Annotated in this window: 17 protein-coding genes and 1 rRNA gene; 5 read left to right on the forward strand and 13 right to left on the reverse strand. The window is 70.7% G+C overall.

The window, feature by feature from the left end; all coding sequences use genetic code 11:
* Window positions 1–15 precede the first annotated feature (15 nt).
* The 7 genes from ABH927_RS02785 to ABH927_RS02815 all read right to left on the reverse strand — a co-directional run bounded on the left by ABH927_RS02785 (window position 16) and on the right by ABH927_RS02815 (window position 7,867).
* The gene (locus ABH927_RS02785; protein WP_370017811.1) at window positions 16–1,086 is read right to left on the reverse strand and encodes a hypothetical protein; all 1,071 of its coding nucleotides are present in this window, start codon (window positions 1,084–1,086) and stop codon (window positions 16–18) included.
* A gap of 79 nt (window positions 1,087–1,165) precedes the next feature.
* Complete coding sequence (locus ABH927_RS02790; RefSeq protein WP_370017812.1) at window positions 1,166–2,143, reverse strand: copper transporter; 978 nt, start codon at window positions 2,141–2,143, stop codon at window positions 1,166–1,168.
* Window positions 2,140–3,336, reverse strand: coding sequence for a putative cytokinetic ring protein SteA (gene steA, locus ABH927_RS02795; protein WP_370017813.1), 1,197 nt, complete (start codon window positions 3,334–3,336; stop codon window positions 2,140–2,142). The genes ABH927_RS02790 and steA overlap by 4 nt, the downstream gene beginning before the upstream one ends.
* 253 nt (window positions 3,337–3,589) lie before the next feature.
* Entirely contained in the window at window positions 3,590–5,308 is a 1,719-nt protein-coding gene (gene recN, locus ABH927_RS02800) for a DNA repair protein RecN (protein WP_370017814.1), read from the reverse strand.
* A 232-nt stretch (window positions 5,309–5,540) separates the two neighbouring features.
* Window positions 5,541–6,473, reverse strand: coding sequence for an NAD kinase (locus ABH927_RS02805; RefSeq protein ID WP_370017853.1), 933 nt, complete (start codon window positions 6,471–6,473; stop codon window positions 5,541–5,543).
* A 76-nt stretch (window positions 6,474–6,549) separates the two neighbouring features.
* Window positions 6,550–7,398: a TlyA family RNA methyltransferase gene (locus tag ABH927_RS02810; RefSeq protein WP_370017815.1), complete on the reverse strand. Its 849-nt coding sequence runs from the start codon at window positions 7,396–7,398 to the stop codon at window positions 6,550–6,552.
* 91 nt (window positions 7,399–7,489) lie between these two features.
* Complete coding sequence (locus tag ABH927_RS02815; protein ID WP_370017816.1) at window positions 7,490–7,867, reverse strand: hypothetical protein; 378 nt, start codon at window positions 7,865–7,867, stop codon at window positions 7,490–7,492.
* Between the two features lie 512 nt (window positions 7,868–8,379).
* On the opposite strand from ABH927_RS02815, the gene ABH927_RS02820 reads away from it, so the two are divergent.
* The gene (locus ABH927_RS02820) at window positions 8,380–8,727 is read left to right on the forward strand and encodes an SCP2 sterol-binding domain-containing protein (protein ID WP_370017817.1); all 348 of its coding nucleotides are present in this window, start codon (window positions 8,380–8,382) and stop codon (window positions 8,725–8,727) included.
* Window positions 8,728–8,799: 72 nt separating this feature from the next.
* Here ABH927_RS02820 and ABH927_RS02825 read toward each other — a convergent pair whose 3' ends face one another.
* Together ABH927_RS02825 and ABH927_RS02830 are read right to left on the reverse strand one after the other, a co-directional pair.
* Window positions 8,800–9,822, reverse strand: a complete 1,023-nt coding sequence (locus tag ABH927_RS02825) for an HAD-IIA family hydrolase (protein WP_370017818.1) — start codon at window positions 9,820–9,822, stop codon at window positions 8,800–8,802.
* On the reverse strand, window positions 9,819–10,250 hold the full coding sequence (locus ABH927_RS02830; RefSeq protein WP_370017819.1) for a tetratricopeptide repeat protein: 432 nt from the start codon (window positions 10,248–10,250) through the stop codon (window positions 9,819–9,821). Before ABH927_RS02830 ends, ABH927_RS02825 begins: the two co-directional genes overlap by 4 nt.
* 87 nt (window positions 10,251–10,337) lie before the next feature.
* Here ABH927_RS02830 and ABH927_RS02835 point away from each other — a divergent pair, with 87 nt between their 5' ends.
* Window positions 10,338–11,564, forward strand: coding sequence for a DUF1015 family protein (locus ABH927_RS02835; protein WP_370017820.1), 1,227 nt, complete (start codon window positions 10,338–10,340; stop codon window positions 11,562–11,564).
* Here ABH927_RS02835 and ABH927_RS02840 read toward each other — a convergent pair.
* The gene (locus ABH927_RS02840; protein WP_370017821.1) at window positions 11,556–11,762 is read right to left on the reverse strand and encodes a hypothetical protein; all 207 of its coding nucleotides are present in this window, start codon (window positions 11,760–11,762) and stop codon (window positions 11,556–11,558) included. The two genes, ABH927_RS02835 and ABH927_RS02840, sit on opposite strands and share 9 nt — an antisense overlap.
* A gap of 11 nt (window positions 11,763–11,773) precedes the next feature.
* A complete protein-coding gene (locus ABH927_RS02845) occupies window positions 11,774–12,214 on the reverse strand; it encodes a single-stranded DNA-binding protein (RefSeq protein WP_370017822.1) in 441 nt (146 codons plus the stop codon).
* 154 nt (window positions 12,215–12,368) lie between these two features.
* Here ABH927_RS02845 and ABH927_RS02850 point away from each other — a divergent pair, with 154 nt between their 5' ends.
* Window positions 12,369–13,247, forward strand: coding sequence for an MBL fold metallo-hydrolase (locus ABH927_RS02850; protein WP_370017854.1), 879 nt, complete (start codon window positions 12,369–12,371; stop codon window positions 13,245–13,247).
* Window positions 13,248–13,569: 322 nt separating this feature from the next.
* On the opposite strand, the gene ABH927_RS02855 is transcribed toward ABH927_RS02850, so the two are convergent.
* Window positions 13,570–14,817: a hypothetical protein gene (locus ABH927_RS02855; RefSeq protein WP_370017823.1), complete on the reverse strand. Its 1,248-nt coding sequence runs from the start codon at window positions 14,815–14,817 to the stop codon at window positions 13,570–13,572.
* Window positions 14,818–14,823: 6 nt separating this feature from the next.
* Between ABH927_RS02855 and ABH927_RS02860 the strand changes: the two genes are divergently transcribed.
* Together ABH927_RS02860 and ABH927_RS02865 are read left to right on the forward strand one after the other, a co-directional pair.
* Complete coding sequence (locus ABH927_RS02860; RefSeq protein ID WP_370017824.1) at window positions 14,824–15,405, forward strand: hypothetical protein; 582 nt, start codon at window positions 14,824–14,826, stop codon at window positions 15,403–15,405.
* Window positions 15,406–15,414: 9 nt separating this feature from the next.
* Entirely contained in the window at window positions 15,415–16,863 is a 1,449-nt protein-coding gene (locus ABH927_RS02865) for a hypothetical protein (RefSeq protein WP_370017825.1), read from the forward strand.
* Window positions 16,864–16,984: 121 nt separating this feature from the next.
* On the opposite strand, the gene rrf is transcribed toward ABH927_RS02865, so the two are convergent.
* Window positions 16,985–17,101, reverse strand: a 5S ribosomal RNA gene (gene rrf / locus ABH927_RS02870).
* Window positions 17,102–17,279 lie beyond the last annotated feature (178 nt).

A 17,279-nucleotide genomic window follows, 5' to 3' on the forward strand; every position in this document is an offset into this window, starting at 1 on the left:
AAGGACGGCCGGAGGTCACGGACGCCGGGCGCTCCCCGCCGAGGGCTGTGGCGCACGGCGGCCGAGCATGTCGATGCGGTTCAGGACGGGATTACCCGCGATGACCTTGGTGAAGCTGATCTTCTCCGACGCGGCGGTGAGCGCGACGACCGTGCCGAGCAACGCCAACCGGCCGGGCCTGCCGAGCTTGACCGTCGCCGCCAAGCCGAGGAGCGCGCCGAGCGCGTTCGCTCCCGCGTCGCCGAGCATGGCCCGCTCCCCCAGGTCCTCCGGCAGCAAGGCCACCGCCGCACCCAGCGGGATGGCGGTCAGCACGGCGGCCTGATGTCCTCCGGCCGCACCGCCTGCATGGGCGGCCGGCTCAGCGGCGGCACGCAGGCCGTTCCGGGACGCGAGCGAGGCGACGAGCAGCGGGACCCCGGCGAGCAGGCCCACCTTGATGGCGCGCCCCGGCCGCAGGTCGAAGAGGTTGGCCAGGTTGGCACTCCCGGCGATCAGAGCGCCGTCGATCAGCGTGTCCAGCGCGCCCCAGACCATGCCACCGGAGTGACGCCCCGCCCCTGCACGACCGGCCGTCCCCGTCCCGCGCCGCACGTGCCCAGCCCCCACGTGCCCAACTCTCGCGGCGCCGGCTCTCCCGGCACCGGCCCGGACGGCCACGGCCGCGGTGAGGCCGGCTGCGCCGATGCCGAGGATCTTCACGGCGCCGCTCGTGACCTCGCCACGGGAAAGAGCCGCCAGGTGCCCCTTGAACCCCTTGGAGGAGGCCGTCCCGAACACGTCGTCGTACGCGCCGAGGACGCCGCTGCCGACTCCCGCGAGCAGCGCGGCGGCCTTCACGCGCACCGGAAGGCCGGGGGCCAGCGCGACGGCCGCACCGGCGCCGGCGACGAAGGCCGGGCCCTCCAGCAGCGTGACCGGCTCGCCGCGGTGGTTGACGCGCGTCCAGTACTCGTCGGCCGTCTTCTCGTCACCGAGCGGGGGACGTCGCTTGAAGGTGGCGTAGGCCACGCGGGCGGCGGTCGCGCCCAGGGCGGCGCCCAGCGCGGCACCGGCCAGAGGGCCGAGCGAGAAGCGTTTCGCCACAGCTGCCTCCCCTTCTCAGATGCGGTATGCGTGGTCGCGGCGACCGGCACGCGGTCACGGCCAGTGACCGGCACCCGGGTCAGCCGCGTGTCGACGCCGGGCTGGGGCTCGGGCTGGGGCTCGGGACCGCCGGTTCGAACGCCGTGGATCCGCTGCCCACGCCGTACGCTCCCGAACGGCCGGTCAACTGCTCCCGCAGAGCGTAGACCACGACGATCCGGCCCGCGGCGATATCGACGGTGTCGACGGTGGAGACGTTCGAGGCGGCCTCTCCGGTGTCGTGCAGGACCGAGATGGCGCCCCCCGCCGCGGAAGCGGTCGTCGTCCCGGCCAGGACGGTCCCGAGGTCCACGGAGTCGAGCCCGGCGGCCACCGACACGACGGCCGCCGTCTGCTGCTCGGCGTCCTCACCGTCGTACGGCTGGGCGGGCGCGAGGACGATCGCCATCGTCGCGCGCTGCGCCGGGGTGCCGCTCACGGTCAGGAAGTCACCGGCCTGGAACGCGTCCAGCACCCCGGCGGCGACCAGGTTGGGACGGCCGGCCTGGGTCCGGTCGCCGGTCACGATCGCGCTGGCGAGCATCGCCGCGGCCTTGTCGTACGGCGAGGCCCCGTCGGGGAACTTCGTCCCGACGGGCGCGAGCGTGGTCGCGAGCTGGTCGACCACGGCCGCCTGATCGGCCGCCGTGAACTTCTCGGTGAGGCTGACCCGGCCCATGTAGGAGGCGCCGGCGCCGGTGACGAGCTTCTGGATCGGGTCGCGCAGGCTCGCCGACGCGCCGGGGGCCTCGACGAGCACGACCCGCTCCCCGGCGAGCTGGCCCCGGACGAGCTCGGGGGCGTGGGAGAAGACGAACGAGTTGTTGCCCTCCTCGCGCGTCTGAAGTTCGGTGATCTTGCTGCGGTATTCCTGGTTGGTCTGCCGCAACGAGGCCGTCATCTCCTCCGCCGACTTGAAGAGCGGGCCCTCCAGCACGGTGCTGCCCAGCACGATGCCGACGGTGAGAGCGAGGAAGATCGCCACGATGGAGACGAGGTGATAGCGGAAATCGATCACGAGAAGAGTCCGACCAGCCAGAAGATGAAGCCGTTCCAGGCGTCGCGCAGGCCGTTCAGCCAGATCTTGCCGACCGGGGAGACGGAGAGGACCACGCCGATCGTGATCAACGTGGTGGCGACGAGAAGCAGCAGGGAGCCCGTGGAGATGCGGCTGCGGTAGAGCCTGCTGACGCCCTTGGCGTCCACGAGCTTGCTCCCCACGCGGAGCCGGGTGAGGAATGTGCTGGCCGCGCCCGACCGGCCCTTGTCGAGGAACTCGTCGAGCGTCCAGTGCGTGCCGACCGCGACGATCAGTGAGGCACCCTTGTCGTCGGCCAGCAGCATCGCGATGTCTTCGCTCGTGCCGGTCGCGGGGAAGACCACGGCCTCCTGGCCAAGCTGGTGGACGCGCTCGAGGCCGGGCGCGCGGCCGTCCCGGTACGCGTGCACGACGAGCTCGGCACCGCAGCGCAGCGCCTTCTCCGACACCGAGTCGAAGTCGCCGACGATGAGATCGGGCATGTAACCGGCCTCGATCAGGGCGTCCGCGCCGCCGTCGACGCCGATGAGCACCGGGCGGTACTCCCGGATGTACGGCCGCAGCGTCGCGATGTCCTCCTTGTAGTGGTACCCCCGGACCACGATGAGGACGTGCCTGCCCTCCAGGCGCGTCTTGATGTCGGGCATGCCCACGCCGTCGATGAGGAGGTCGCGCTCACGCCGGACGTACTCCATCGTGTTGGCGACGAACGCCTCCATCTGGACGGCGAGCCCGGCCCTCGCCTCGGTCATCGCCGCGCCGATCGTATCGGCGGTCTGTGGCTCGCCCTTGCCTACCAGGTCCTCACCGAGGTAAACCATGCCCTCGTGGATCCGGACCACGTCGCCGTCCGAGACACGCTCGAAGAGCTCTGTCGTGGCATTGTCGATCAGCGGGACGCCGGCGTCGAGGAGAATCCGCGGCCCCAGGTTGGGATAGCGGCCGCTGATGCTGGCGGCCACGTTGACCACCGCCGCGGCACCGCACGCGACCAGTGCCTCCCCGCTGACCCGGTCGACGTCAACGTGGTCGATAATCGCGATTTCTCCGGCGTTGAGGCGCTTGGTGAGCCTCTTCGTCCGCCTGTCGATTCTCGCCACAGCCGTCACCCCGGGAAGGTCGTCCACCTTCCTGCGGCGGAGGCCCGCAACATTCAAGCTCGGGACCTTCATCGTCAACCATCCTGCCAGAGGCGGCGACCCCGATGGTCGCAGACCTCGAGGCGTGTCAGCTTTGTCACACATCGTCATGGGCGCCGACGTGCGGAATCCGGCCGCTGCCCCTCGCCTCGTCGTCCTGCGTCGGCTCCCAGGAGCGCTCTGCCCCAAATGTCAGCGCGGTCACTCGTCACCGCCGGCCCTTCACCTGGTCACTGCGAGCCAGTCGTTCCGAGCGGGTCACTCCGAGCCGGTCACTCCGAGCCGGTCATTCCGCGGCTTTGTCGGCGGCGGCGATGGACAGCAACTCGGCCGCGTGGGCCCTGCCGAGCTCGGAGTCCTCCAGGCCGGCGAGCATCCGGGACAGCTCACGCGCCCGGCCCTCCTGGTCGAGCGCGACCACGCCGCTGCGGACCACGCTGCCGTCGCTGGCCTTCTCGACGACCAGATGCTGGTCGGCGAAGGCGGCCACCTGCGGCAGGTGGGTGACGACGATGACCTGGGCCGTCCTGGCGAGCTTGGCGAGCCGCCTGCCGATCTCCACGGCCGCCTTGCCGCCCACGCCCGCGTCGACCTCGTCGAAGACGAACGTCGGGACGGGGTCGGCCCCGGCGAAGACCACCTCGATGGCGAGCATGACGCGGCTCAGCTCGCCTCCGGAGGCGCCCTTGGTGAGCGGTAGCGCGGGAGCCCCCGGGTGGGAGGACATCCGCAGCTCCACCTCGTCAAGACCGTGCGGGCCGAAGTCGCCGCTTTGGGTGATGGCCACGCTGACCCGGGCATGCGGCATGGCGAGGGCGGTCAGCTCCTCGGTCACCACATGGCCGAAGCGCTCGGCAGCCGCGGTCCGGATGGCCGTCAGCTCGGTGGCCAGCTCCTTCAGCCGCTCGGTGAGCTCGGCGTGCTCCCGCGTCAGCTCCTCGATCCGCTCGTCGTCGCCTTCCAGATCGGTGAGCCGCTCCGCCGCCCGCTGCGCCCAGGCGAGCACGCCCGACACGTCCTCGCCGTACTTGCGCGTCAGGCCCGTGAGGAGCGACCTGCGTTCCTGTACTGCCGCCAGCCGGGCCGGGTCGGCCTCGACGGACTCGGCGTACGCGGCCAGCTCGGTCGCCACATCGGAGATCAGATAACCGGCCTCCGCGAGCCGCTCGGCCAGGCCGGCGAGCGCGGGATCGAACTCCCGCACCGCCTCGACCGCCGACTTCGCCTGCCCGACCAGAGACACCGCGTCGTGTACGGCGTCCACGCTCGACATGGGGTCGCCGAGAAGGGCCGTGTGGGCGGTCGTGGCGGCGGTCCGCAGCGCGTCGGCGTGGGAGAGCCGCTCGGCCTCCTCCTTGAGCTCGGCGTCCTCACCGGCCTTCGGCTCGGCCTTCTCGATCTCCTCCAGGCCGAACCGGAGGACGTCGGCCTCCTGCGCCCGCTCCCTCGCCTTGACCGTCAGCTCGTGGAGCAGGTCTCCGACCTGCTTGTGCCGCTTGTACGCCTGCTCGTAGGCCCTTAGGGGTTTGACGAGGTCGTCTCCGGCGTAGCGGTCGAGCGCGGCGCGCTGGCGGCCCGGCTGGAGCAGCCGCTGCTGGTCCATCTGCCCGTGCACGGCGACCAGGTCGTCGGCGATGTAGGTGAGCGTCCCGACCGGCACGGTGCGGCCGCCGAGCCAGGCGCGTGAGCGTCCTTCCGACGAAACGGTCCGCGAGATGATGAGCTCGCCGTCCTCCGCCTCGCCGCCGACGTCCGCGACCTGCTGGGCCACCCTTCCGCCGGGCTCAATGACGAGCGTGCCCTCCACCGTGGCCTTGTCGGCTCCCGGCCGGACCCTCGCCGGATCGGCCCGGCCGCCGAACAGCAGGCCAAGGCCCGTGACGACCATCGTCTTGCCCGCACCGGTCTCACCCGTGACGACGGTGAACCCCGGTGACAGCTCCAGAACGGCCTCGTCGATCACGCCGAGCCCCTGGATGCGGACCTCCTCGACCCTTGGCCGCACTGGTCCCTCCGTTTCGCCGACCGATCCTTCGCCAACCGATCCTTCGCCAACCGATCCCGCCAGAGATCCTACGCGCAACTCGTCAAGATTTTCGAGGAGCACGACTTCGCATCGGGCGGAGCAGCGGGACGATGATCGGGGCAGAGCATCGGGACGGACAAGAGCCTCAGGCCTGCTGGAATGCGGACGTAAACCCCACCAGGACCACGGGTGGCCCTGCCTTCACCCGCAGCTACTGGGATCGGACGCGGCCTCGCCACCCCTCCACCGGCAGGCCGAACTTGGCGACCAGCCGGTCGGTGAACGGCGCGCCCGTCGTCTCCACGCCGAGCAGGCGTGCCAGCCGTACCGGGACGTCGGCCCTCCGGACCTCGACCCGCGCCCCGGGCGGCAGGTCGAAGCGGCGGCGGCCGTCACACCACAGCAGCCCGGCGCCGGTGTCGGGGACGATCTCGACGGCGAGCGTCGAGCGGGGAGAGACGACCATCGGCCTGGCGAACAGGGCGTGGGCGCTGTTCGGCACCAGCAGCAGCGCCTCGACCTCCGGCCATACGACCGGTCCTCCGGCCGAGAACGCGTACGCCGTGGAACCGGTCGGCGTCGCGCAGATCACGCCGTCGCAGCCCCACCGGGACAGCGGACGGCCGTCGATCTCGGCGACGACCTCCAGCATGCGGTCGACCTTCTCGACCGACGCCTCGTTGAGCGCCCAGGTTCGGGCCAGGGTTGCGCCGTTCAGCCGGACGAAGACCTCGATCGTCATCCGCTCCTCGACGTCGTAGCGGCCCTCGACCACCCTGTCCACGACCGAGCCGAGGTCCTCGACCTCCGCCTCGGCGAGGAAGCCGACATGACCGAGATTGACGCCGAGCAGCGGCACACCGGCCGGGCGGGCCAGCTCGGCGGCTCGAAGCAGCGTCCCGTCCCCGCCGAGGACGATGATCAGCTCCGCCTCGTCGATGGCCTCAGGGCTCTCCGGCACCACCTCGGCGCCCGGGCAGCCCATCTCCTCCGCCTCAGTGTCGAGCACACGCACGTTGAGACCGGCGGCGATCAGGCGGTTCATCACCAGACGGGCGCTGTCCACGGCCGCCTCCCGGCCCGTGTGCGCCGTGACCACAACCGTCCGCTTCGCGCTCCCCCGGTTCGTCGCGCGCCCGTTCACGGGATCGTTCACAGGGTCGTTCACCGTCTCCTCGCCGTCCACGCCGCCACCACCCTCATCCCGCAGTTCCTCCGTGTCACTGAGGCCCCTCCGCCACCGCCCGCTCGATCGCCGCCTCCACGTCGGTAACCGGGTCGTGTCCTGGCCCTTTCCCCAGCCACAGGACGTATTCCACGTTGCCGGACGGCCCCGGCAACGGGCTCGCTGTCACGCCCCTCACCGTGAGCCCGAGGGCTTGGGCCGCTGTCGCGACATCCCGTACGGCTTCCGCGCGCAGAGCGGGATCCCGGACGACGCCCCCCGAGCCGACGCGGTCCTTGCCCACCTCGAACTGCGGCTTGACCAGCATGGCGAACTCCGCGACCTCCGCCGCGCAGCCGGTCAGCGCTGGAAGGACCAGGCGCAGCGAGATGAAGGACAGGTCGCCGACGATCAGCGTCGGGGGCTCGCCGACCATGTCCGGGGTCAGGTCGCGGACGTTCACCCGCTCCATCACCGTGACGCGCTCGTCGGTGCGCAGAGACCAGGCGAGCTGGCCGTACCCGACGTCGACCGCGAGAACGTGCGCCGCCCCGCGTCTGAGGAGGACGTCGGTGAAGCCGCCGGTCGAGGCGCCCGCGTCCAGGCACCGGCGGCCCTCGACCGTGAGGCCCTTGAAGGCGTCCAGCGCGCCCAGGAGCTTGTGCGCCCCCCGGGAGACGTAATCGGGGCCGTCGGCCGCTTCGGCGACGACTATGGCGGCCGCCGTGTCGACCTGGGTCGCGGCCTTGCCCGCCACCTGCCCCCCGACGGACACGCGGCCCGCCTCGATGAGCTGGGCCGCCTGCTCCCGGGAGCGCGCGAGCCCCCGGCGGACGAGCTCGCTGTCCAGCCGTACCCGCTTCACCGGCCCCACCGCCCGCCCGCGGCTGCGCTCGCGGAGCATCGCTCCTCGTGCCCGCGCTCGGGTGGCGAGGAGGTCACGCCCCGGCACGGCTGGGCTCGGCTCCCGGAGGCTGACATGGCGGTGCGCACGGTCACTGCTGGGGGTCCGTGGCGGGCTCGTCCACCGATGCGAGGACCGCCTCCAGGCCGGTGAGGACGCCCTCGAAGACACCGACGTGCTCGAAGACGGGCGTCTCGTCCAGCCTCCCAAGGAGTGAGAGGGCGGCTTCCACACTCGTTCCGCCGCTCCGGCCACCGCTCAGAACGTTCTCGTCTTGAACGGCATGGCGGCCCCTGGGCCCGGCATCGTCCGCCGCTCGGCCCTCCGGCGCCGCGGGCTCCATGACGGCCTGCTCCTCGGATGCCCCGGCCTCCGCGACGGCATGGCCGCCTGGGGCTCCGGGGTCGGCGGAGGCACGGTCAGCCAGGAGCGCGAGCCACGCCGGCGGTTTGCTACCGGTCTCCGTCATCCGTTCCCCTCCGTTGGACCTCGTCTCCGTAGGCCCCGTCTCCTGAGCCCGCGTCGTGGATCCGGTCGTGCCCATCGTCCTGCCCTATCGTGCCAGCCGTACCGACCGCGGAGCGCCAGGAAGGCCTCGTGGCCGTGCGGTCTCTGCCGCATCGCGAACCCCCGGTGCGCTACCCGATTGCGAACCCCGGTGCGCTACCCGCGCCACACGGTGCATCGACGCTCACCACTGACGCTGACCATCTGTGTAAGCTGGTCGCGGTTCGTCCTGCCGACGGCGCAGAGTTCGCTGTCCAACGCCGTCTGGCCGGGGAGCCGAGCGATGCCGCTCCCACCGACTCGTGAGCTCGGTCAGGCCGGTCGCGATCCACACAGCCCCGTAGTCATCGAACACCGCGCGGACCCTGCTTCCGCCACGCACACGCGCTGGATCGTGCGCGGGGGCCCACGCGGAACGTTACCGTCCCTAGGTAGAGGGGCATCTGAGTGGTCCACGGGAAGAGAGGGAGACGCATGGCGACCGTCGACGAGTGCCGGGTGGCGCTGGAGAAGCTCGTCGAGCAGTTCGGCGAGATCAGCGCGGAGGACCGTGCCAGGCACGTGGTCGAGCGCAGGCTGGCCTGCCACATCTCCGATCTCGGCGTGACCTTCTACGGCCGCATCCACCGCGAGGGGCTGGACCCCTTCAAGGAGGTCCCCCCGGAGGACGGCCGCCCCGCGGAGGTCAAGATCACGATCGCCAGCGAGGACCTGATCTCAATGGTCAACGGCGAGCTCGACATGGGGCGCGCCCTCTTCGGCGGCCGCGTCAAGATCGACGCCAGCCTCGGCGACCTCCTCCGGTTGCGCAAGCTCCTCTGACCCGCCGACCGCGCGTGCTCCCTGATCTCCGCCTTCGCGTGCTGCCCTGACCCGCGTCTCCGGGAAGCGACCTCAGATTCCGAGGCTTGCGAGCGCGGGTTTCACGGCGTCCTCATCGGCGTGGCCGTCTCCCACCGCCTCCCAGGTCGCGGCGCACGCGGCCCGCAGCCCGTCCACGGGGTCGCCATCACCCGTCAGGCCGAGATGCCCGTTCTCCCAGGTGGCCGTCCAGCCCTGGCAGGTCCAACCCTTGGTGTTCCGCCGTACATCGGCCACGGGCGCGTGCAGGCCCGACAGGTCGGCGGCGATGTGCGTGGGACGGTGGCGCGGGGCGGCCGTCAGCAGGTCGAGAGGGCCGGTCACTCCGGTGAGGACCAGCAGGCTGTCCACTCCGGCGCTGGTGGCGCCCTCGATGTCGGTGTCCAGACGGTCGCCGACGATGAGCGGCCGCTCGGCCTCCGTACGGATCATCGACTCGCGATGCAGGGGCGGCTGGGGCTTTCCGGCCACTACCGGCTCGACTCCGGTCGCTGTGGCGATGACCCGGCTCATGGACCCGTTTCCCGGTAGCTCTCCGCGTTTCGTGGGCATCGTCGTGTCGGCGTTCGCGGCCACGAACCACGCGCCCTGCCGTACGGCGAGCGCCCCCTCGCTGAGCAACTCGTAGGACATCCTGTCCCAGATGCCCTGGACGACCGCCGCCGGAGCGTCGAGAGAACTCGTCACAGGGCGGAGACCGTGTGCCCGCAGGGCGGCGCGCAGACCCATGCCTCCCACGACGAGTACGGCGGAGCCGGGCGGGACGTGCTCGGCCACGAGGCGGGCGGCTGCCTGCGCGGATGTCACGACATCGCCGGCAGTGGCGGATACGCCCAGATGGGTCAGGTGCTCCGCGATGGCCCCTGGCGTACGGGACGCGTTGTTGGTGACGAACGCCAGCCGTACGCCCAGGTCGCGGGCCCGCTGCAGCGCCTCGGGGGCATTCGTGACGGCGTGATTGCCGAGGTAGACGACACCGTCAAGGTCGAGGAGGAGAGTGTCGTAGGACTCGATCAGAGCGGGCGCCCCCGATGCGGCGCCTTCGGCCTGGGTCATGCCTGCCTCGCCCGCAGCGTCGCCCGGACCTGCGTGAGGGCCGACACGTAGTGGCGCAGGTCGGGCCGCATGGCGACGGCCATGGCGAGCGGCTCCTGGGCGGCTTCGATGTCGCCGGTCCGCCACAGGGCCATGCCGAGGCCGAAATACGCGTAGTCCTCGGCCGGGTTGGCCTCCACGATCAATTTGAAGCTTCCGGCGGCCTCGGAGTATCGGCGGGAGTTGAACTGGGCCCGGGCCAGGGCCTCACGGATGCTGCGCGACTCGGGCTCCGCCTCCGCGGCCCGCTCCAGGAGGGCCGCCGCGGCCGCCGGGCTGCCCTCCTGCAGAAGCTTCACGCCACGCTGGAACCACTCGTACACGTCCCCGGCCGGACCGCCGGACGGATACTCCGCTGAATCGAACGCTCCGTTCCGCTCCTGAATCATGGGGAAAGGCCTTCCTGCACTCCGATTTCATGACGAACCGGGCACCGCAGCGTCGGGGAGTCCGGGCCTTATGGCAACATGCCCGGTATGGAGAGTTCTGAACGGACGGGACTGGTGCTACGTCCGTTCCACGGCGTGCGATTCGCGGTTGACGATCTCGCCGCGGTCACCTCGCCGCCCTACGACCTCGTCTCCCCCGATGAACTGCGCGATCTGCTCGGTCGTCATGCGAACAACGTGGCGCGCCTGATCCTTCCCGGCGTTAGCCATTACGCCGACGCGCGTGAACTGCTGGCCCAGTGGCTCGGGTCCGGCGTGCTGACCGTGGACAGCCCACCAGGGCTGTACGTCTACGAGCAGAGCGGGGTCGGATTCCTGCAACGAGGCCTCATCGGGACCGTCGGAGTCGGGACCGCCTCGATCCTGCCCCACGAGGCCGTCATGCCGGGCCCCGTCGCCGACCGGCTCGCCCTCATGCGGGCGACCGAGGCCAACCTGGAGCCGATCTTCCTGCTGTACGAAGGCGGCGGAACGGCATCGCGCCTGGTCGACGACGTGGCGACCCAGGGATTCCCGCTCTTCGACATCCGGACCTCCGACGGAGTCCGGCACCGGCTCTGGACGGTGACCGACCCCGTCGAGATCGCCGCCGTGGGCGAGGACCTGCGCGACCGGCAGGCGTTGATCGCCGACGGCCACCACCGTTACGCCACCTATGAGGCGCTACAGCGAGACCATCCCGGACCCGGCCCGTGGGACTACGGGCTCGCCTTCCTGGTCGACTCTCTCGCGTACCCGCCTGACCTGAGGGCGATCCACCGGGTGATTCCCGGCCTTCCCTTGGAGGAGGCGGCCGCCAGGGCCAAGGGGGCATGGCAGGTCCACGAGTTCGCCGTGCTGGAAGACGCCCTGGCGGGCCTCGCCACGGCCTCCGGGCCCGCGTTCGTGCTGGCCGGGGATGGCCCGACCCATCTGCTCACCGATCCCGACCCTCTGCAGGTCGAGCGCGCCATGCCCGCCGGCCGGTCGTCCCGCTGGCGGTCGCTGGACACCTCGATCCTCACCGCGTTCCTGTTGCCGAGGGTGTGGGGCATCGACGACAGCGAGCAGGCGGTGCTGGTGGTGCACCACGATCCCCTCGCGGCGGTACGGCTCGCGCGGCGGCAAGGGGGGACGGCGGTCCTGCTCAACCCGCTCTCGACGGAGGACGTGCTGGCGGTCGCGGCTGAGGGCGAACGGGTGCCGCGCAAGTCGACCTCGTTCGGCCCCAAGCCGCGCACCGGCCTCGTCATGCGGACCTTCGCGTCAGGCTGATCGGCTTCGGATCTCGTCCAGAACCTCCTGGATCATCCCGACGAGCGCCCTATGCCGCACGTCCGCGATCCTGCCCTGCTCGGTGATCCTGTGATCGAGCGGGGCAGGATCGAACCGGACATTGGCCTTCTCAGCTTGCAGCAAGAGCTCGCCAGCCACGTGCTCCAAGGTGCCGACCCTCTCGTCGATGTTGGCCATGGTCATTGACCTTACCCTTCGTCGTCGGCCGGTGCCGTTGTGTTAGCTGAATGACCATCCGCGGTGGAGTCGTCTTCCCGCGTGGTTTGATCTCCCTCGGTGGGGCGGTCCCCCTTGGTGGGGCGGTCTTCCTCTGAGGCCGCGACCGGACCTTCTTCAAGGCGGCGGGCCGTACGGACCTCGACCTCGTAGCGGCTGCCGCCACGCCACCAGCGGCGCCGCAAAGCGCCTTCGACCTCGACGACGTCGTCGATCCGCCAGCCGGTCACCATGTCGCGCACTTCGTCGTCGAAAGTGGCGCATTCGATCGCGTCGGACCGCTGGCAGCCCGGGTGGTCCGGTGGCCGCCGGACGGCGAGCCGCCACTGCGTGAGCAGGCTGCCACTCGGCAACTCCCTGTCGGCGGGCTCCATGGACAGCCGGCCGACCAGCGACACCTGGTTGAGGTGCATGTGATCCCCTCTCTCGTGGGAGATCACTGTCGGTCATTAGGCTGAGGCGTCGATGGCCTGAATGACATTCTGTGGATGCCGGTTCTAGTTTCTGGGGTGGCCTGTGGACAACGTGACACCGCTCGGCGGCGACGTGTACGAGATCGACACCCGGATGGCGGGCTATTCGGGCATCACCGCGGGTTATCTCATCCTGGGCGACCGGCCGTGCCTGGTCGAGACGGGGACCTCGACGTCGGCCCCCGTCGTGCGAGACGCCCTCACGTCGCTCGGGGTGGGGCCGGGCGACCTGGCGACGGTCGTCGTGACGCACATCCACCTCGACCACGCCGGCGGGGTCGGCGACATAGCGGGCTTCTATCCGTCGGCGGAGATCGTCGTGCATGAGAAGGGCGCCCGGCATCTCGCCGATCCATCACGCCTCATGGCCAGCGCGAAGCTGGTCTGGGGTGACAAGCTCGATGTGCTGTTCGGAACGCTCGCCCCGACCGATGCTGCCCGCATCCGAGCGCTCGGGGACGTCGGCGCGGTCGACCTCGGCAACGGTCGCACGCTGTCAAGCCATTACTCCCCTGGCCATGCCAAGCACCACGTCGGCCTGCTGGACTCCTTGACTGGAGATCTCTACGTGGGTGACGCGGCGGGCGTCTACCTGCCCGAGACGGGCGACCTGCGCCCCGCCAGTCCGCCACCAGACTTCGACCTCGGCGTGGCTCTCGAATCGATCGCCCTGTTCGAGGCGCTTGCACCGCAGCGGCTTCTTTTCAGCCATTACGGCCCGGTCGACGGCGTGCGGACGACCCTGGAACGGTCTGCGGAGGAGCTCAAGATCTGGGTTGACCTCACCAAGCAGGCCAGGGCGGACGGTCTCGACCTCGACCACGCGGTGGCCATGGTCCGTGAACGCACACGCGAGCGCTATGCGGCCCTGCAGGCCGGTGGCGCGGCCGCGGATCGATTCGAACTGTTGAGCGGCGCCCCGTCAAACGTCGCAGGCATCATGCACTGGCTCGACCGCTCGCCCACCGCGTGAAGCTGAAGAGCTGGCACGCTTCGATCACGACACCGCAGCGGTCCGGTTCGCCGCACCCGGCGTACGCTCTGGCGTCACTGAAGCCGCGTCGCAGGGGGCGCGAATTACTACCCGATCCAGGTCGAGCGCGCGTGCGACACTGCCGTCCGCTCCACCCGTCCCCGGCGCATGCGTCGCAGCGCTGAAAGCCGAGTCTCGGACGGCTCAGACCGACTGCAGGGGATGGACCAAGCATACGAAGGCCGGGCCGCCGCGTCGTATTGCCAAGGCGCCGCCGCTCGCGATTGGTCATCACGAGCGGCGGCGCCTAGCCGTACGGACCTCAGGGTTCGCGCTTCGCGCGATCCTCGGACTCGTCGTGATCGTCGTCCAGCACGTCACCGAAGTTGGGCTCGATGAAGGCCGGGCCGAATGCCGTCACTTCGCTCTTGGGGTCCTTGGTGTCGGCCGACGACTCTGCCGTGGTGTCGCTGAGCTGGACACCCGGCACGTCATGCTTCCCCGTCGGCTCCTCGGCCGTCAGCAGATCATGCGCCGCGTCGGACTGATCGCTCGTGCCGTCTTCCTCGGACACCGCGTCTTCCGCCGCCTTCGCGCTTTCCCCGTCGGCTGCGGCGAAGGCCTGCGGCTGGTCGGTCCCAGTGGGGCCCTGGTCCTGCCCTGCGGCGCGCTGAGTGTTGCCCGCGTCGGCGCTGAGGATGTCCCCCTCATCGGCCGAACCAGGCAACGCATCGGTGTCGTCGGCGTCGGGCTCACTCGTTGTGACGCCGGCACCCCGTCCGGCCGCGGCGCCCTCGTGGACGTCCGAGCCTTCGTCGATACCAGCGTCCTCGTCGATGCCGGCGTCCTCAAGATCGACATCCTCGAGGTCAGTTTCCTCAAGGTCGCCGTCGTCGAGGTCGCCGTCGAGTTCCTCCGACAGGCTCTCGACGATCTTCGCGGCCTCCTCGTCCCCGAGGTCGCCAGTGATGTCGTCAAGGTCGCCGTCGGCGTCCTCGAAGTCCTCATCAGCGTCGTCGTCGAAGTCCTCTTCAAGGTCCTCTTCAAGGTCCTCTTCAAGGTCCTCGATGACGGCGCCGGTCAGTTCCGCGTAGCGCTCGGCCGCGTCGGTCTCACCGTCCTCGTCGAACGCCATCGCGCGGGCGAACCAGTCGGTCGCCGCGGCCTCATGCCCGGCCTCGGCCAGGGCGTCCGCGTAGGCGAACGCCAGGCGCGCCGACCATGGCTTGGGCTGCGGATCCCGAAGCTCGGGTACGCGCTGGAGCGTGATCACAGCCGCGTCGTGCTGGCCCAGGTCGCGGCGGGCGCCGGACTCCACGATGGCGAGCTCGATCTTGCCGGCTCGGTCCAGGCGCTCGGCCTCGCGCGAGCGGATGAGGTCGAGCGCCCGCTCCGGGCGGCCCAGGCCGCGCTCGCAGTCCGCCATGATGGGCAGGTAGGCGTCAGAGCCGGTCATCCGCCTCGCCGCCCGGAGATCGCCGAGCGCCTCGGCGTACTGCCCCGCATGGTAGGCCGCGATCCCGCTGGCCTCCCTGACGACGCCGATCCGGCCGGCGAAACGCCGGGCCACCTTCGCGTGCTCATAGGCACGCGCGGGCTCGTCAGCGCTCAGCGCGCGAGCGGCCGCGACGAGATGCTGGGCCACCAGGTCGGCGAGGTCGTTGGGGAGAGAACGCAGCTCGGCGCGCGCCTCACGGTCCAGCTCATCGGGCGTGATGTCTGCCTCGAGCTCGGGCAGTTCCTCGCGCTGCCTCGGCTCCTCCGGTCTGCCATATCGCGCCCGGCTGCCCGGCTGCTCGTCTCGGCTGAAGGGCCTCGGGCCCCCTCTGTCCTCACGGTCGCCGAAGGGACGCTGCGGGCGCTCGCGCTGCCCCGACTCGCGCTCAGGTCCCCGGAAGGGTCGCGGACCACGGTCGTTGTCACGGTCGGAACGACCGCCTTCTCTGCCGCGGAAACCGCTTGTGTCACGGGCACCGCCCCGCTCGTCACCGCGGCGGTCCTGGAAGGGCCGTCCACCGCGGTCGTCGCGGTCGCGAGAGCCGTACCGCCCACCGAAACCGCCGCCACCCTGACGCGGCGGCCGGCCACCACTGTCGTCCCGATCGCGCGAGCCGTAGGCACCACGAGACCCATCGCGGTCACCGAACGGTCGCGGTGACCTGTCGCGGTGGGTATCGCGATCGCCATACGCACGCTGGGGACGGTCCCCCGCTCGGTCACGGTCTCCGTAAGAACGCTGCGGGCGATCCCCTCCGCGGTCTCCGAACGAGCGCTGGGGACGGTCCCCCGCTCGGTCACGGTCTTCGTAAGAACGCTGCGGGCGATCGCCTCCGCGGTCACGGTCCTCATAGGCCCGCTGGGGGCGGTCCCCGCCTCGGAATCCATCCCGGTCTCCGTAGGGACGCTGTGGGCGATCGGCGCCCGGAGGCCTGCCCTCGCCTCGATCACCTGCCGAATAGTCGCGAGGCGGTCGGCTGTCGCGATAACCGTCACGGTTCGGGCCGGCGTCGCGGTCGCGAGGCGGGCGGCTGTCGCGGCCACCACGATCATCACGGTTCTGGAAGGGACGACCGCCGCGATCGTCGCGGTCGCGCGAGCCGTACCTCCCACCGAAGCCACCGCCACCCTGACGCGGCGGCCGGTCGCCGAAGCCTTCGCGACGGCCTCCATCGCGGCCACCGTCCCTAGCACCCGAGAACCCGCGGCCCGCTTCACGATCACCGGAGAAACCGCGCGCGCCGTCACGGCCTCCCTGGAAGCCACGACCTCCGTCGCGACCGCCGGCGAACCCGCCGGAGGAACCACGGCCGCCATCACGTTGCGGGCGGGTGCCTCGATCATCGGATCGGAACGGACGGCCGCCCCGGTCGTCGCGTTCGCGCGAGCCGGATCCGCCCCGCGAAGCGTCGCGGTCTCCGTACGAGCGCTGCGGACGGTCTCCGCCTCGGAATCCGTCCCGGTCTCCGTACGAGCGCTGCGGACGATCGCCTCCGCGGGAGGAGTCACGGTCACTGAAGGAACGCTGCGGACGGTCTGCACCACGGGCGGCGTCACGATCACCGTAGGAGCGGGCGCCGCCCCGGTCATCGCGGTCCCGGGAACCGTACCGGCCGGCAGGGCCACTGTCCCGGTCGCGGAATCCGCCACGCCTGTCGGAACGGAACGAGCGCTCGCCACGATCGCGGTCTCCCGGAGGGCCCTGCCGCCGCTCCGCGTCGCGGCCACCGGCGCCGCCGCGTCCTCCATCTCCGCGGAAGCCCCCGGCGCGCTCGCCCCGGTCCCTGCTCTCTTCGCGGTTGTCTTCGCCACGGCCCGCGCCGTCACGCCCGTCTTCTCTGTTCACTTCTGTCCTCTGTTGCTCGCTCACCGCGTACGGCGCTGCGCCCGGTCCGCTGACCGCGATGCTGGTTGTGCCCGATCGTGGCGAACGGCGCACGATTGCCCGATATCGGCTCATGGACGGGGAGACAAGCGTGACTGCCCTGGGTCCGCTGAGACCACTTTGTGTGCCGTAGCCTTCGCTCCTCGCCCAACGCGACGAAGGCCACCCGTGGTGGGGGTGGCCCGGCCGCTCCAGCCTAGCGCCCCGGAGTCGATGCGCGCGCCCAAGCGGTAACTTCCGACGCCGGCACCCGAGCTCCTGACGCACCGCCCTCCGCTCCCAGTACGGCGAAGCCCTAAAATTGCCCGGAAAACAGAGAAAGCCACCCCTGTCGGGGTGGCTTCCTCAAACGATTGTCCGGCGGTGTCCTACTCTCCCACACCGTCCCCGGTGCAGTACCATCGGCGCTGGAAGGCTTAACTTCCGGGTTCGGAATGTAACCGGGTGTTTCCCTTCCGCCATAACCGCCGTAACCCTATGAAACTATCAACCACACACACGCGGGTGTGCCGGTTGTTGTTTCTGAATCACATAGTGGACGCGGGCACAACCAACCCCCAGGTTCGCGCACCCACCCCACCCCGAAAAAGGGAGGGAACGGATGCCGCAGGAACCACACAGGGTGGTATTTGCTTTGTGGTCAAGTCCTC

This window comes from Planotetraspora sp. GP83 (assembly GCF_041262585.1).
GTDB lineage: Bacteria > Actinomycetota > Actinomycetes > Streptosporangiales > Streptosporangiaceae > JAOEGB01.

Coding starts and splice junctions, on each gene's coding strand:
- ABH927_RS02850 (WP_370017854.1), top strand. CDS start 12,369: ATGGCGGGCTATTCGGGCATCACCGCGGGTTATCTCATCCTGGGCGAC.
- steA (WP_370017813.1), bottom strand. CDS start 3,336: ATGAAGGTCCCGAGCTTGAATGTTGCGGGCCTCCGCCGCAGGAAGGTG.
- ABH927_RS02820 (WP_370017817.1), top strand. CDS start 8,380: ATGGCGACCGTCGACGAGTGCCGGGTGGCGCTGGAGAAGCTCGTCGAG.
- ABH927_RS02840 (WP_370017821.1), bottom strand. CDS start 11,762: ATGGCCAACATCGACGAGAGGGTCGGCACCTTGGAGCACGTGGCTGGC.
- ABH927_RS02810 (WP_370017815.1), bottom strand. CDS start 7,398: ATGCTCCGCGAGCGCAGCCGCGGGCGGGCGGTGGGGCCGGTGAAGCGG.
- ABH927_RS02845 (WP_370017822.1), bottom strand. CDS start 12,214: ATGCACCTCAACCAGGTGTCGCTGGTCGGCCGGCTGTCCATGGAGCCC.
- ABH927_RS02830 (WP_370017819.1), bottom strand. CDS start 10,250: ATGATTCAGGAGCGGAACGGAGCGTTCGATTCAGCGGAGTATCCGTCC.
- ABH927_RS02835 (WP_370017820.1), top strand. CDS start 10,338: ATGGAGAGTTCTGAACGGACGGGACTGGTGCTACGTCCGTTCCACGGC.
- ABH927_RS02815 (WP_370017816.1), bottom strand. CDS start 7,867: ATGACGGAGACCGGTAGCAAACCGCCGGCGTGGCTCGCGCTCCTGGCT.
- ABH927_RS02825 (WP_370017818.1), bottom strand. CDS start 9,822: ATGACCCAGGCCGAAGGCGCCGCATCGGGGGCGCCCGCTCTGATCGAG.